Genomic DNA, 15,337 nt, shown 5'->3' with positions numbered 1-15,337 from the left:
TAAATATAACAATGGTACGACGTCCAAAACTATAGGAGGGTTAGATACATTTGTCTAAGAAAATAAGCAGCGATAAACTATCGATTTTTGCCTTGGGCGGCGTCGGTGAGATCGGGAAAAACATGTATGTCATCCAATATGCCAATGACATCGTAGTCGTGGATGCTGGGCTGAAGTTCCCAGAAGAAGATATGCTTGGAATTGATATCGTTATTCCTGATATTAGCTATTTAACGGAAAATCGCGACAAGGTGAGAGGGATTTTGCTGACTCACGGTCACGAGGACCATATCGGCGGACTCCCGTACGTGTTGAAGCACTTGAATGTTCCGGTGTACGGAACGAAATTGACGCTCGGATTGGTGGAGAATAAGCTCAGGGAAGCGAATCTGCTGGGCGAAACGAAACGGATTCTGATTCATGCCGATTCAGAAGTCAAGCTCGGAAACACCATGAAAGCGACCTTCTTCAAGACCAACCACAGTATCCCGGATTCGGTCGGCATCTGCATCGAGACGCCTGAAGGCAATGTGGTGCATACAGGGGACTTTAAATTCGACCATACGCCGGTCAATGACCAATATGCGGATTTGCAGCGGATGGCTGAAATCGGAAGCAAGGGCGTTCTCGCCCTTCTGTCCGACAGCACCAATGCGGAAAGACCCGGCTTTACGCCATCGGAGAAAAATGTGGGCATCGTTCTTGAAGATATTTTCCGCAAGGCCGAGCAGCGTGTGGTGGTGGCTACATTCGCATCGAATGTGCACCGGATCCAGCAAGTGGTGAATGCTGCCGAATCAACCGGCCGCAAGGTTACGGTAATCGGAAGAAGCATGGTGAACGTCGTCTCGATCGCAGCCGAGCTTGGATATCTTCATATCCCGGACGGCATGCTGATCGAGCCGGAAGAGGTTAACAAGATGGCAGCCGACCGCGTGGTCGTATTGTGTACAGGCAGTCAGGGAGAGCCGATGTCTGCGCTTACGCGCATGGCGCGCTCGACCCACCGCAAGGTGGATATTTTGCCTGGCGATACGGTTATCATTGCGGCAACTCCGGTTCCTGGCAATGAGAAGTACGTCGGCCGCACGATCGACGAGCTGTTCCGACTCGGTGCCGATGTGATTTACAGCGGTTCCAATTCCGGTGTGCACGTTTCGGGACACGGAAGCCAGGAAGAGCTGAAGCTGATGCTGAACCTGATGAAACCGCAATTTTTCATCCCTGTTCACGGGGAATACCGGATGCAGCGCCGTCACGCTCTGCTTGCAGAGTCCGTCGGCGTCGACCCGGACAACATCTTCATTACCGATATCGGGGAGATCGTAGAGATTCAAGGCGGTGCCGCCCGCAAGGCCGGCAAGGTAACCGCAGGCAACGTTCTGATTGACGGGCTCGGTGTAGGCGACGTAGGCAACATCGTGCTGCGTGACCGGAAGCTGTTGTCCCAAGACGGCATCCTCGTTGTTGTCGTTACCTTGAGCAAGCAGAACGGCTCCATCGTATCCGGTCCGGATATCATTTCTCGCGGATTCGTTTATGTCCGTGAATCTGAAGGTCTCCTGGATGAGGCCAACCGTATCGTTTCCAGCACGCTTCAGAAGCTGATGAGTGAGAACGTAAACGAGTGGGCGTCACTGAAAACAAGCGTCAAGGACGCTCTCGGACGCTTCTTGTACGAGCAGACGCGCCGCAGACCGATGATCCTGCCGATCATCATGGAAGTGTAATTGTCGTTTTAGCATAACGACCTCAAAAATAATCAGGCACACAGTCGCCTCTCTTTCGCAGGTAATAATTGGACGGTTTCCGCGAAAGAGGGGCTTTTTATGTTGTCTTACAAACCGCAGGGATTCCTTCGACCTACAAGCGAAAATCCAGTTCGTGGCGGATTGACCATCGATCATGTTATCGGAGGGTTTGCCGGGAGAAGGTACTGTCGAGGACCCAGTTGGTGCCGGAATCGGCCGCCTCATGCACGAGGATAACTTGAAACAATATGAAGACTTGCACGCCGATCCCTGCGGTAAGCATAAAACTATGCCGTCGCTTGCCATACTAAGGGTCAGCTATGGATATAGCTGCAGCCCAAGAATAAGCGAAAAGGCAGGGATGGCGTTATGCAAAATGAGCTAGAGTTTACCGGCAGAAAGGGAGCCGGCATTACCGGGGAAACCGAAGCGCCGGCGGCTCCGGCCGAAGAGGGCAAGAAGAGTGCCGTAACAGAAGCGATCACCCAGCTTGGCCAAACCGGAGTGCCGGTCGGCAATGAATCCAATGTATTCTGCATGACTATAATCGGCCAAATCGAGGGGCATTTCGTGCTGCCTCCGCAAAATAAAACAACGAAATACGAGCACATGATCCCGCAGCTCGTGGCAGCCGAGCAGAATCCGAAAATTGAAGGACTTCTCATTATTCTTAATACGGTAGGCGGAGACGTAGAGGCCGGCCTGGCCATCGCCGAGATGATCGCATCGCTGACCAAACCGACCGTCACGGTGGTTATCGGAGGCGGGCACAGCATCGGAGTGCCGATAGCCGTTGCAGCCGATCATTCGTTCATCGCGGAAAGCGCGACAATGACGATCCATCCGATTCGGATGAGCGGCCTTGTGATCGGTGTACCGCAAACGTTCGAGTATATGGAGAAGATGCAGGAGCGAGTCGTCCGGTTTGTCACGAGTCACTCCCGGATCACAGAGGAGCAGTTTAAGGATCTCATGTTCAAGACCGGCGAGCTAAACCGGGACATCGGTACGGCGGTATCGGGCTCCGATGCGGTCGAATACGGGCTGATGGATGAAGTCGGAGGAATAGGTCAAGCACTGCATCGGCTGAATCACATGATTGCCGAGCGTAAAGCAGTCAGCCCGGGGGGGATCACGCAATGAGCTGGTACAGCATTATTCCACTTGAGCGGAGCCTGGCTCCAGGTGCGGACGATATAGAGCCGGGCAGTCGCTTCAGAGAGGTCCGAATCGGGAGCGTCCTGATGGAAGTCGAACCGATGGGAGAGGAGCAGGCCCGGATCGTCCGTCTCCTGGATTGCGGGCTCGAGCATTACTTGAATTCCAGCTATGCTCCGGGCAGTATCATTCGCTATATTCCGACGATCGCAGCCGATGAAAATGAGGCTAAAGGCTGAAAACAGAACATAGGTACGCCACCGAATTTATGCTATAATATGGTTTCGGGGGTGAGACTTTTTGGCGAAGCGCAGAAAAAAGAAGAAGGCTGCCTTTGCAGCCGTACTGAAGTATGAAATCTACGGGATCGTGCTCATGACCCTCTCGGTGATTGCGTTATCCGGAGAGGCGCCGGTCGGACGTTCCCTGGCCAAGATGTCGGGATATTTGCTTGGCAAATATTATTTCATCATCCCCCTGATCGGTATCTATTACGGATTAATGGTGATGATTCACCGTAAATGGCCGCGTCGTTGGAACAGCAGACGAACCGGCGTTCTTCTTCTGGTCTTAGCGCTCACATTGATGAGCAGCATCGCAGGCTTGGGGTCCAAGCTGGCTCCCATCGGGCAGTTGACTGCTTCGAATGTGATGAGCCAGATACATAGCGATTTGCAAGGAGAGCTTCTGCATGGTGAGGTTCGCAGCGATCAACACCCCGTTATGGGCAGAGATATCAGCGGAGGATATGTCGGAGCCTTGCAGTTTGCGCTGTTGATCATGCTGTTTGGCAGCCTTGGCGCAAGACTTATTGTCATCGTCATGCTGTTTATCAGCTTTATGCTGATTACGAACTTGTCTTATGTGGATTTGATGCGAATGTTCCGCGTAAGAGTCGTCAAGGCGGGAGAACGGCTGCAGAAGAAGATGAACAGTCGGCAGACGAAGGCCAAAGCCGCTGCCAAAACAGCCGCGAAGGAAGAGCGGACGCCGCTGCCGGACGATTTTGATGATGATTTGGACGATATGGAGGAGCTGCGGCTGCCGCGTCGTAAAGCCCCGCAGTTTTTCCAGCTGTTTGGCGGCAAGGGTCAGAAAACGGCTCAGGCAGCGCCCGATTTCAACGATGATCATGATGATGACCAAGCACCGGTATTTACGGCCGGGAACGGAGTTCATGATGAAGACGAGAAGGTTCTGTACCGGAATGACGATGAGCCGCATTTGTCACCGGAAGCAGCCGAACATTCAGGCGCTCCTTCCTCGCCGATTATCCGTGATTTCTTCGAGCAGGTGAAGCAGGAAGGCAGCCTGCACGAGGAGGCTGATGATTCGGACGGCTCAATCGGCGAACAGGGAATGGACGTATCGCTGCAGCATTCGGAAGGTGCGGTCAATGATGGCCAAGCCGAAGCAGAGGGAGAAGGCGCAGCAGCAGGCGCAAACAGCTTGGATGGTGCCAGCAATGGAGCCGAAGAATCCATCCCTGCCGCACCTCCCGCGCCACCTCCTAAGCCCTATAAGCTGCCTCCTTTCCGTTTGCTGTCCAAACCGAAGAATGGCGGAAAAGGCGGGGATCAGAGCGATTACATGCAGACGGCCCGCAAGCTGGAAGCTACGCTGGAAAGCTTCGGAGTCCGCGCCAAGGTGCTGGAGGTCGTAAGAGGGCCTTCGGTGACCCGCTATGAAATCCAGCCGGATATCGGCGTAAAGGTCAGCCGAATCGTCAACCTGACGGATGACATCGCCCTTGCGCTGGCTGCCAAGGATATTCGGATGGAGGCACCGATTCCGGGCAAATCCGCCATCGGCATCGAAGTGCCGAATAATGAGGTATCCATTGTAACCATGCGTGAGGTTATGGAGACACCGATCTTCCAGGAGGCCGAATCGAAGCTGTCGATCGCCTTTGGCCGGGATATTTCGGGCCAGACGATCGTCGGCAACCTGGCACGGATGCCCCATTTGCTCGTCGCAGGTGCGACAGGGTCGGGTAAATCGGTCTGTATCAACGGGATCATTACGAGCATTCTGTATAAAGCCAAGCCGGATGAGGTCAAGTTCCTGATGGTCGATCCGAAGATGGTCGAGCTCAATGTTTATAACGGGATTCCGCATTTGATGGCACCGGTCGTGACCGATCCGAAGCGGGCGTCGCTCGCCTTGAAGAAAATCGTGGTCGAAATGGAGAAGCGCTACGATCTCTTCTCCAAGTCAGGCACCCGCAATATCGAAGGTTATAACAATCTAATGAATGATAATCCGGCGGCGGTTTTGCCATATATCGTCGTTATCGTGGACGAGCTCGCAGACTTGATGATGGTAGCGGCTAACGACGTGGAGGATGCTATTACCCGTCTCGCGCAGATGGCCCGTGCCGCGGGCATCCATCTGATCATAGCAACGCAGCGGCCGTCGGTCGATGTCATTACGGGCGTTATCAAAGCGAATATCCCTTCACGGATCGCCTTTGGCGTTTCCTCTCAGGTCGACTCACGGACCATACTCGATATGGCCGGTGCGGAGAAGCTCCTTGGCCGTGGCGACATGCTGTTTATGCCAATGGGGTCATCCAAACCGATTCGCGTACAGGGAGCTTTTATGAGCGACCAGGAGGTTGAGAATATCGTCTCCTTCGTGCGCGATCAGGGGCAGGCGGAATATGACGAATCGCTTGTTCCGGAGATTGAGGAGTCCGGGCAATCCGAGGATGAGGAGCTCGATGAGCTGTACGATCAGGCAGTCACCATCGTCCTTGAAGCGAAGCAGGCCTCCGTTTCCTTGCTGCAGCGGAGAATGCGCGTCGGCTATACCCGAGCGGCGCGGCTCATCGATTCCATGGAAGCCCGCGGGGTTATAGGTCCCTATGAGGGCAGCAAGCCACGCGAAGTGCTGATGTCGATGGAGCAGTATCAGCAGCAGCAAAACCGAATAAGCTGATGAAGTTTAAGCCGATCAGGTCCGGAAAGGGCGTTTCTTATGGATGAAGAAACGCCCTTTCCGGTTTTTTATATATATGGGATGAACGAAAAAAGCGGGTAATAAGCAAGTCGGGGATGGTTTATGAGTTAGCTCCTGATATCATCGCCATCAACTGTGGCCAGGATGAGCTGCCCGTCATGAGTGTTTATACTTGGCTATTCAACTTCCGGTATCGGCTTGCGGTCATGCTGGTCATTTTTTTGAATGTGCGGTCAAAATGGGTCAGGCTTTCAAATCCGACGGTCTCCGCAATATCGACGATCCGCAGGTCGGTGCTGACCAGCAGCCGCTGGGCCTCCCGGATCCGCGTCAGCTGAATATAATTGACGATCGTAAAGCCGGTGATTTCCTTGAATATGCGGCTGAGGTAGAACGGACTGATGTAAAAGGTATCGGAGAGCTGCTTGAGCGTGATTTTGAGCGGATAATGGCTGTTGATAAACTGGACGACATCCGTAATTTTCTGATGCAGCGGGTTCAAGGACGGTGACGCAGGCTTTATGGCGGAAGCGGACAAGCGGTTCGCCTTGATCAGCAGTTCTGTCAGCAGCAGGCGGAGCATATGCTCGAAGGCTGAAGGCCGGTTCAAAATTTCGGCAGCCATGCTGTCGAGAATTTGCATGACGCTGCTCTGCTCGGAAGGACTCAGCCGCAGTACGGGCTGGTCCAGCTCGAACATCGTCAGCAAGCTGGCGGGCAGGAACGGATGACCGCTGCCCAGGAAGGAGTCGCTGAAATTAATGACAATGCGCTCATGCTCGGGATCGCCTTGGCCGGATGTTTTATGAACATCGAATTTGTTGATCAGGATCAGATCTCCGGCTTGGATCGAATATAGCTTTTCTTTAATGAAATAACTGCGTTCACCGGAGATCAGATAATAGATCTCGTACGTTCCGTGATAATGGTTATTCCGCTCGAAGGGCCGCGTTCGATGAATGCGATGATAGTAAAATTCCTCTTCTTCGTTGCCAAAAGAGACAATGTGATGATCGACTGGCATATCGCTGTGCCCTCCTATTGAATATCCGGTCAGTTTTTGGGTTTCATCATCTTAATTCTAATTCTATCAGGCGGGCCGGGAATAAAAAAGCAAGATATGTTGATTTTTAAACGAAGTAAGCAATAAACGTGAAGAAATACAACCGATGATGCCGTATGATTAGAAGTAATCTAAAGAGATGGCAGGTGAACCCATTGAAGGCATTTATGGATGAGCATTTTTTGTTGAACAGCGAGACAGCCCAGAACTTATACCATAATTATGCGAAGAACATGCCGATCATCGACTACCACTGTCACTTAAATCCGCAAATGATTTACGACAACCACAGGTTCGGCAATTTGACCGAGGCATGGATCAACGGAGACCACTACAAATGGCGGGCCATGCGGGCCAATGGCATAGATGAGGCCCATATCACCGGAGGAGAAGGCGTTCAGGACTATGACCGATTCCTTGCCTGGTCGAAAACGGTTCCCAAAACCCTCGGCAATCCGTTATTCCATTGGTCCCATCTGGAGCTGCGGCGGTTGTTCGGGATTCAGGAGATCATCAATGAGCAAAATGCGCCGCGTATATGGGAAGCGGCCAATGCGCGTTTAATGGAGGATGATTTCACGACACGGGGGCTCATCGCTTCAAGTGGGGTGAAAGTGGTGTGCACGACGGATGATCCGGCGGATTCCCTGGAATACCATATCAAGCTAGCGCAAGAAGGGGAAAGCCGGTTTCAGATGCTGCCTTCCTTCCGGCCGGACAAGGCGCTTGAAATCAACCGTCCGACCTTCACGGGCTGGGTGAAGCAGCTGTCGGAGCGGTGCGGGAAGGACATTGGAAGCTACACCGAATTTTTGGAGGCGTTGTCGGATCGGGTACAATTTTTCCATTCGGTTGGGGGACGGGTTTCGGATCATGCCCTCGACTTTGTGCCGTACCGCGAAGCAACGGAGCGTCAAGTCGCAGACATCTTTTTGAAAGCGCTTGAAGGGCGTCCGGTTTCCCGTGAAGAAGAAGAGCAGTTCAAGACCGCAACACTGCTTGAGCTGGGTCGGATGTACGCAAAGCTGGGATGGGCGATGCAATTTCATATTAACGCTCATCGGAACAATAACACCCGGATGTTCCGGCAGCTTGGTCCGGATACCGGTTATGATTCGATACACGACGGCTTGATTGCCGAGCCGCTGGTCCGTTTATTGGACCGCCTGGATCAAGAACAAGCGCTTCCGAGAACGATTCTGTATTCATTGAACCCTAGAGACAACGACATTCTTGCTGCGCTCATCGGAAGCTTCCAGGGAGATGGAATTGCGGGGAAAATCCAGTTCGGATCGGCCTGGTGGTTCAACGATACGAAAGACGGCATGATGGATCAGATGAGCAAGCTCGGAAATATGGGGCTGCTCAGCCGCTTTGTCGGCATGCTGACCGATTCCAGAAGCTTTCTGTCCTATACGCGTCATGAATACTTCCGGCGGGTGCTGTGCGATCTCATCGGAGACTGGGTCACGAAAGGGGAAGCCCCGGCAGATCTGCCATGGCTGGGCGGAATTGTCCAGGATATTTGCTATTACAATGCAGAAGCCTACTTCCGATTCGGACAGTCGAGAGAAGGAGCATGACGATGGATACGATGCGTGAAGATACGCTTCCGCTGCTTAACCGCCATACGCTGGAGCAGCGGGAGGCAGGGAAGCTAAAGCCGGAGACGGATGCCCGCAGTTATCCCGTAAGAGCATTGCAGATTGGAGAAGGCAATTTTTTGAGAGGGTTTATCGATTGGATGCTGTTTGAGTGCAACCGTCAGGGATTGTTCCGGGGCAGCGTGGCCGTCAGCCAGCCGAGGCCGGGTGGTAAATATAAGCTGGACCAGCTACGCGATCAGGACGGAATTTATGGGCTGCTGATCAAAGGAATTCAAAACGGACATGAAATCGAAGAACGGCAGCTGATTTCCATATTTTCAAGATTTATCGATCCTTATTCGGAGTGGGAGACATTCCTGTCGATGGCTGAAAACCCAGAGCTTGATCTCATTGTGTCCAATACGACCGAGGCCGGAATTTGTTATGAGGAGATCCCTTGGACTCCTTCCGAGCCGCCGGCCACTTATCCCGGGAAGCTGACTATGCTTCTGAATCGACGGTTCGAGCATTTCCGGGGAGATCCCGGCAAAGGCCTGATGATCATGCCGTGCGAGCTGCTGGAGCGGAACGGAGACGCCTTGAAGGCGATTGTGCTCCGGCATGCGGACGATTGGGGACTGTCTGACGCATTCAGGAAATGGTTAGACGAATGCAATATGTTTCTGAATTCACTGGTCGATCGAATCGTGACCGGATATCCCGACAATGCGCCGGAATATTTTCGCGAATGGGGCTTTGAGGACCGACTGCTGAATACGGCAGAGCCTTATTACTTCTGGGCGATTGAAGGGGATCCTTCTCTGGACGGGAGGCTGCCGCTGAAAGCAGCTGGACTGCAGGTGGAATGGGTTCCGGATCTGTCTCCCTATCAGATCCGCAAGGTGCGGATTCTGAACGGGACCCATACATTAATGGCGCTGATCGGCCTGCTACACGGTGTAAGCGAGGTCAGGGAGGCAGCTGAGCACCCGATGTGGGGAGCGCGGATTCGAGAAGCCATGCTGAACGAAATCGTCCCGTTGGTCCCGCTGCCTCCAGAATCCGCAAAGCTGTACGCCGATGCGGTTTGGGAGCGGTTCCTTAACCCTTTTATCCGGCATAAGCTGGGCGACATCGCCATGAACAGCGTTTCCAAATTCAGAGTGCGGCTGCTCCCCGGCCTGAAGGGCTATGCGGATCAGTACGGCAAGCTCCCTGACGTAATCACACTGGCGCTGTCGTCGCTAATCAGGCTCTATGAGCCGCATCAGATCGATAATCAGTGGCACGGGACCCGTCTGGATGGCGAACCGGTGCTGCTCCGGGACGATCCGGACGCATTAGCGTTTCTCCATGACGTGTGGCAGAAGGAGCTCCGCGGGGAATGGAGCCGGCTCGAGCGGGTGAATGCCATCTTGGGCTCGGAGCTGCTGTGGGGCGAGAAGCTGAACGATATTCCGGGGCTGGTCCAGAGCGTACACCGAAATCTTCAGGAAATGGAGCGTAAGCAATCATGACCGATTTAATTATCCTTCACCCTAAAGATGATGTAGGGGTTGCGCTCCGTCCTTTAACGGCGGGTGCACATGCCGTAGTCACCATCAATGGGAAAGAGCATGCTATCGAGTTAGCCGAGGATGTGCCGAAGGGACATAAAGTGGCGCTTCGGGTCATCGAGAAGGACCGCTCGGTGTTGAAGTACGGCTATTCCATCGGCAAGGCATCGCAGCTTATTTTACCCGGGGCGTGGGTCCATACGCATAATTTAAAGACGGGACTTGCCGGCGAGGTGGAGTACCAATATACGCCTGGCCGTACAAGCGATCCGCCATTCGTTCCGGCGGGCAATCCGGCCCAAGCGGGGCCAACGTTCCAGGGCTATTTGCGCAGGAATGGCGAAGCCGGCATCCGCAACGAAATTTGGATCATTAATACCGTCGGCTGCATCAATAAAACCTGCGAGCAGCTCGCCCGGATGGCAGACCAGCAGTTTCGCGGTAGAGGAATTGACGGGGTTTACCATTTCCCGCATCCGTACGGTTGTTCCCAGCTCGGGGACGATCTGGCCCATACCCAGCGCCTCCTTGCTTCCTTGGCGCGGCACGGCAATGCCGCAGGCGTGCTGATCGTCGGATTGGGCTGCGAAAACAATCAAATTGACCAGATGCAGGCGTTAATCGGTGAAGACGAGCCGGACAGAGTCCGATACATGCGTGCACAGGACGTAGAAGACGAGCTTGCATCCGGGCTGGCGATGATCGAGGAGCTTGTGAATTATGCCGAGGGCTATCAGCGTTCCGAGCTTCCGTTGTCGCTGCTGAAGATCGGGCTTAAATGCGGCGGTTCCGACGGGCTTTCCGGCATTACCGCCAACCCTCTAGCCGGCCGGATCGCGGATTGGGTAACGGCGGCAGGCGGCACTGCGCTGCTGACGGAGGTGCCCGAAATGTTCGGCGCGGAGACGATCCTGATGGAACGGGCGGAAAATGAGCAGGTATTCCAAGAGATAACGTCGCTCATTAATGATTTCAAGCAGTACTTCATTTCCCATGGCCAGCAAATCTATGAAAATCCTTCCCCTGGTAACAAAGACGGCGGCATAACCACGTTGGAGGAAAAATCACTGGGATGCACGCAGAAGGGGGGAACGGCCATCGTTTCCGCTGTCCTGCCATATGGCGAAAGGTCTAGCCGCCCGGGATTGAACCTGATTCAGGCTCCCGGCAATGATTTGGTGTCCGTTACGGCGCTTGCAGCGGCCGGAGCGCATCTCGTGCTCTTCACGACGGGAAGAGGAACGCCGTTCGGCGGGCCAGTGCCAACGGTAAAGATTTCTACGAATTCGGAGCTCGCCGCCCGTAAGCCCCATTGGATCGATTTCAATGCGGGAACATTGGTGGAAGGAGCCCGTATGGAAGAGCTCGAGGAGGCATTGACCGATCAGATCCTTCAGCTGGCCTCGGGGGTGCGGCGGACACATAACGAAATGGGCGGCTTCCGGGAAATCTCCATCTTCAAGGATGGCGTTATTCTGTAAACCGGTATTCTGATGTTCAGCTCAAGCAGATCATTTAAAGAGCGAGTTCAAAAGTCCGGTTTTTCAACACTGAAGCTTATGCTTCGGCCCGGCTGAATTCAAGATTCGATGCCGGGTTACTTTGATTCGCTTCGTGATCAAAGATGACTTTTTGAACAACCTCTAAAGGGAGGAAGTAGAGATGTCCAATCAAACGCAGCACAAAGCGCCCGCAGACATTACACCACTCCGGCTTGGCATCGAGGCCTGCCGTTCCATCATGGAGACATTTTCCCCTGAGGAGCTCCCGCCTGCCGGGAGATGGCATTACCATCAGGGCGTGTTTCTGACGGGAATGTTCCAGCTCTGGAGGAGATGCGGAGAAGCGCGATATTTGGAATATATAAAAGGTTATGTCGATCATCTCGTCGATACAAACGGGAATGTACTGCTGGACCGCGGCGAGCTGGATTCCGTTCAGGCCGGCCTGCTGCTGCTGGAGCTGGACGCGATCAAGCCAGAGCGCAAATACAAGGCAGCGGCGGATAAGCTGCTTCGCCTGCAGTCTGCCTTGAACCGGACGACCGAGGGAGGATATTGGCATAAGGACCGGTATCCTTACCAGATGTGGCTTGACGGGCTGTACATGGGCGGCGTGTTTACGATGAAATACGGACAGCAATACGGGCAGCCGCATTTGTATGATGAAGTGCTGTATCAGGAGCAGCTGATGCGAAAAAATACGCGGAATGAAGCGAGCGGCTTGTATTACCATGCATGGGATGAGAGCAGGCATATGCCGTGGGCCGATCCGGCCACAGGCCAATCGCCCGAATATTGGGGGCGGTCCGTGGGATGGTATGCGCTATCGCTTGTCGAATTTCTTGATATGCTCCCTGAGGATCATGCGGGAAGGGCAACGCTTATACCGGTGCTGCGCGACTTATGCAAGGCTCTCGTTGGCTGCCAGGACCCGGCGAGCGGACTATGGTATCAGGTGCTGGATAAAGGAGGGGAGCCGGATAATTGGCTGGAAACGTCATGCTCAAGCCTCTTTGTGTATACACTGGCAAAGGGCGTGCGGCTGGGCCATCTGGATTCTTCGTGCCTGGAGCATGCTCGGCGCGGGTACCAGGGACTGGTCGATGCGGTATACTACAATGAACGGGGTCAGCTGATCATGCCCGATATTTGTATCGGGACAGGCGTCGGCGATTACAGGCATTACGTGCAGAGGGACCGCTGCGAAAATGACCTTCACGGGGTAGGCGCTCTTGTCATGGCATGCGTCGAGCTGGATCAAAGCGAATCGCTTCATGGATGAAGCAATGGTCATGATTTGCGTATATGGTGTTAATTTGCGTTAAAAATGGGTGCTCGTAATGATCATTTGATCACGCGGGCACCCTTTTTGTCGTGAAAAAGCATCCTGCTGCACGAAATGTTCCTCCCATCGATACAGCTCCGTGCCCAAGGTTCATCAGGTGCATAGGAACATGGCAGGCTTGTCATAATATACGTTAGCGAGGCTTGTTAAACCATAAGAGAAAGGTAGAGCGCAGCATGAAAAACTCGAGAATCTTGATTATGATAAGCACGGCGATTCTGTTATCAGGCACGGTATTCGCGCAAGGCACCCTTCATGCAGACGACAATCCGGCAGTACAGGATGCGATACCCACTTTCAGCCAGCAAACGATCAAATTCGGCTCCTATGGCGAGGATGTATATGAGCTGCAGGGCCGTCTAAAGCATTTGGGCTTTTATTATGGAAAAATCGACAGCGTATTCGGCTCCAAAACGTTGGGAGCGGTGAAATGGTTCCAATCCGAATTCGGAATGAAGGTAGACGGCATCGTCGGACCGAAGGTCAAGCTGAAGCTGTACAATGCAACGAAGGATTTTAAGCCGACGGAGCCGAAGCTTCATGAAGGGGGCGGCGGCAATGCCGGAGCCGGAGCCGGAGGGAATGCTGGGAATGCAGGGAATGCAGGCGGCGGGGGAGACAACAACCTGGCCTCTTCGAATACGATGGGTTTATCTGAAAATGACATTAAGATCATGGCCAACGCGGTATATGGGGAGGCCCGGGGCGAACCATTCGAGGGCCAGGTTGCCGTTGCAGCCGTTATTTTAAACCGGGTCAAGTCGCCAAGCTTCCCGAATACGCCGCACGGGGTTATTTTTCAGCCGCGGGCATTCACGGCCGTCGCGGACGGGCAAATTTGGCTCGAGCCGAACGAAAATGCCAGAAAAGCGGTGATCCAGGCCATCAACGGTTGGGATCCGACCGGCGGCTGTCTCTATTACTTTAACCCGAAAACGGCGACATCGCCTTGGATCTGGACACGGCCTCAGGTCAAGACCATCGGACAGCATATCTTCTGTATGTAAGCCGTTTTACAAGCAACCGGGGACCTGTCTTCGGTTGCTTCTTCACTTTGCAATGGGTTAGAATGAACGATAAATGATGAGTAAATTATGGCAATGACAATCCACGAAGTAAGGGGATAAGGACCTTGACGAAAACCGAATTTGAACACGGCACAGCCGGTGGAATGCGGATCCACGTGCTGCCTACGCGCCGATTCAAGACATTTGCGATATCGCTTTACGCCGGAAGCCCTTTAGCTGAAGATACCGTCACAACGACCGCGCTGACGCCATTCGTGCTGCGCCGGGGAACCGTATCCTATCCCGAGACCAGAGCGTTCCGGGAACGCCTTGAGCAGCTGTATGGAGCCGGCTTTGGCTTCGATATTTATAAACGGGGCGATTATCAGATCGTTCACTTCCGGATGGACACGATTAACGATTCGTTCGTAAACAGCCCGGAGAGCCTGCTTTCTTCTTCGTTTGCATTTTTAGGCGAGGCGTTTACGGAGCCGGTGCTCGAGAACGGCGCATTCCGCAAAGCATACGTGCAGACCGAGCGCGATACCGTAAGGAAGAAGCTCGAATCCATCGTGAATGATAAAATCCGCTACGCCGCCGAGCGCTGCATCGAGGTAATGTGCAAGGATGAGCCTTACCGTTTGCATCCTTTGGGAGAACGCAAGGATCTCGAAGGAATCACGCCGGATGGGCTTTATCAGGCTTACCGGAAATGGCTGGATGAGTCGGTGCTTGATTTGTACGTGGTTGGCGATACCACCCTTGATGAAGTAAAGAAGCTTGTGGAGGAGCACTTCAAGCTGGACCGGACGCAGACCAAGGATTACAAGCCTTCGGTTACGCGCGCGGCGGCTAGAGATACCCAAACGGTCATCGAGCAGCTGGACATTAACCAGGGCAAGCTGAACATGGGGCTCCGCAGCACCATCACGTACGGGGACGACGAGTATGCCGCAGCCCTTCTTTACAACGGCATTCTTGGCGGATATCCGCATTCGAAGCTGTTCGTCAACGTGCGCGAGAAGGCAAGCCTCGCTTATTACGCCTCTTCCCGCTATGACGGGCATAAAGGCATCGCCACGATCCAGTCCGGCATTGAGGTTCAAAATTTTGACAAAGCGGTGGATATCATCCGCAAGCAGCTGGATGATATGGCGCAAGGCGCCATTACGGATATCGAGATGTCCCAGACGAAGGCCATGATCCGGAACGTGATCAAGGAAATGCAGGATTCGGCCTTCGAGATGATCGCCTATGATTTCAACCGCCAGCTGTCCGGCAAGGAGCGCACGCCGGATGAGCTTCTCGATCAGGTGGATCGCATGTCCGCGGATGATGTGAAGCAGGCGGCCTCCGCATTTTCACTGGACACGATTTACTTCCTGAAAGGTCAAAAGGAGGAATAGCC

The 15,337-nt window shown here is 53.7% G+C and carries 11 protein-coding genes; 10 read left to right on the top strand and 1 reads right to left on the bottom strand.

The features are described from left to right. The first annotated feature begins 50 nt into the window (after positions 1-50). The 4 genes from NST08_RS18725 to NST08_RS18710 all read left to right on the top strand — a co-directional run bounded on the left by NST08_RS18725 (position 51) and on the right by NST08_RS18710 (position 5,849). The gene (locus tag NST08_RS18725; RefSeq protein WP_007128697.1) at positions 51-1,730 is read left to right on the top strand and encodes a ribonuclease J; all 1,680 of its coding nucleotides are present in this window, start codon (positions 51-53) and stop codon (positions 1,728-1,730) included. Between the two features lie 390 nt (positions 1,731-2,120). Further along, the gene (locus tag NST08_RS18720) at positions 2,121-2,894 is read left to right on the top strand and encodes a ClpP family protease (RefSeq protein ID WP_007128696.1); all 774 of its coding nucleotides are present in this window, start codon (positions 2,121-2,123) and stop codon (positions 2,892-2,894) included. Next, positions 2,891-3,148 carry a YlzJ-like family protein gene (locus NST08_RS18715; RefSeq protein WP_341342150.1) on the top strand — a complete coding sequence of 86 codons (258 nt, stop codon included), beginning with the start codon at positions 2,891-2,893 and terminating at the stop codon, positions 3,146-3,148. Before NST08_RS18720 ends, NST08_RS18715 begins: the two co-directional genes overlap by 4 nt. Before the next feature lie 61 nt (positions 3,149-3,209). Beyond that, complete coding sequence (locus tag NST08_RS18710; RefSeq protein ID WP_341342149.1) at positions 3,210-5,849, top strand: FtsK/SpoIIIE family DNA translocase; 2,640 nt, start codon at positions 3,210-3,212, stop codon at positions 5,847-5,849. Positions 5,850-6,036: 187 nt separating this feature from the next. Here the strand turns inward: NST08_RS18710 and NST08_RS18705 are convergent, their stop codons facing one another. Continuing rightward, on the bottom strand, positions 6,037-6,894 hold the full coding sequence (locus NST08_RS18705) for an AraC family transcriptional regulator (protein ID WP_210095126.1): 858 nt from the start codon (positions 6,892-6,894) through the stop codon (positions 6,037-6,039). Positions 6,895-7,088: 194 nt separating this feature from the next. Here NST08_RS18705 and uxaC point away from each other — a divergent pair, with 194 nt between their 5' ends. The 6 genes from uxaC to yfmF all read left to right on the top strand — a co-directional run bounded on the left by uxaC (position 7,089) and on the right by yfmF (position 15,335). Then, entirely contained in the window at positions 7,089-8,516 is a 1,428-nt protein-coding gene (gene uxaC, locus NST08_RS18700; RefSeq protein ID WP_210095135.1) for a glucuronate isomerase, read from the top strand. Between the two features lie 2 nt (positions 8,517-8,518). After that, on the top strand, positions 8,519-10,036 hold the full coding sequence (locus NST08_RS18695; RefSeq protein ID WP_210095125.1) for a tagaturonate reductase: 1,518 nt from the start codon (positions 8,519-8,521) through the stop codon (positions 10,034-10,036). Further along, positions 10,033-11,556, top strand: a complete 1,524-nt coding sequence (locus NST08_RS18690) for a UxaA family hydrolase (RefSeq protein ID WP_210095124.1) — start codon at positions 10,033-10,035, stop codon at positions 11,554-11,556. The genes NST08_RS18695 and NST08_RS18690 overlap by 4 nt, the downstream gene beginning before the upstream one ends. Before the next feature lie 181 nt (positions 11,557-11,737). Further along, positions 11,738-12,859 carry a glycoside hydrolase family 88/105 protein gene (locus NST08_RS18685; protein WP_210095123.1) on the top strand — a complete coding sequence of 374 codons (1,122 nt, stop codon included), beginning with the start codon at positions 11,738-11,740 and terminating at the stop codon, positions 12,857-12,859. Between the two features lie 239 nt (positions 12,860-13,098). Further along, positions 13,099-13,929, top strand: a complete 831-nt coding sequence (gene sleB, locus NST08_RS18680; protein WP_144866393.1) for a spore cortex-lytic enzyme — start codon at positions 13,099-13,101, stop codon at positions 13,927-13,929. A gap of 125 nt (positions 13,930-14,054) precedes the next feature. Beyond that, a complete protein-coding gene (yfmF, locus tag NST08_RS18675) occupies positions 14,055-15,335 on the top strand; it encodes an EF-P 5-aminopentanol modification-associated protein YfmF (protein ID WP_007128687.1) in 1,281 nt (426 codons plus the stop codon). The last annotated feature ends 2 nt before the right edge of the window (positions 15,336-15,337 follow it).

The organism is Paenibacillus sp. FSL K6-1566, from assembly GCF_038050475.1.
Classification (GTDB): domain Bacteria; phylum Bacillota; class Bacilli; order Paenibacillales; family Paenibacillaceae; genus Paenibacillus_AQ; species Paenibacillus_AQ lactis.
Note: the sequence above shows the minus strand (reverse complement) of the source record. Positions and strands in the feature narration are given on the sequence as shown.

What these genes read in the sequence shown, in the direction of transcription:
- sleB (WP_144866393.1), top strand. Translation starts at nt 13,099, where the DNA reads ATGAAAAACTCGAGAATCTTGATTATGATAAGCACGGCGATTCTGTTA.
- NST08_RS18705 (WP_210095126.1), bottom strand. Translation starts at nt 6,894, where the DNA reads ATGCCAGTCGATCATCACATTGTCTCTTTTGGCAACGAAGAAGAGGAA.
- NST08_RS18695 (WP_210095125.1), top strand. Translation starts at nt 8,519, where the DNA reads ATGGATACGATGCGTGAAGATACGCTTCCGCTGCTTAACCGCCATACG.
- NST08_RS18690 (WP_210095124.1), top strand. Translation starts at nt 10,033, where the DNA reads ATGACCGATTTAATTATCCTTCACCCTAAAGATGATGTAGGGGTTGCG.
- NST08_RS18720 (WP_007128696.1), top strand. Translation starts at nt 2,121, where the DNA reads ATGCAAAATGAGCTAGAGTTTACCGGCAGAAAGGGAGCCGGCATTACC.
- NST08_RS18715 (WP_341342150.1), top strand. Translation starts at nt 2,891, where the DNA reads ATGAGCTGGTACAGCATTATTCCACTTGAGCGGAGCCTGGCTCCAGGT.
- NST08_RS18685 (WP_210095123.1), top strand. Translation starts at nt 11,738, where the DNA reads ATGTCCAATCAAACGCAGCACAAAGCGCCCGCAGACATTACACCACTC.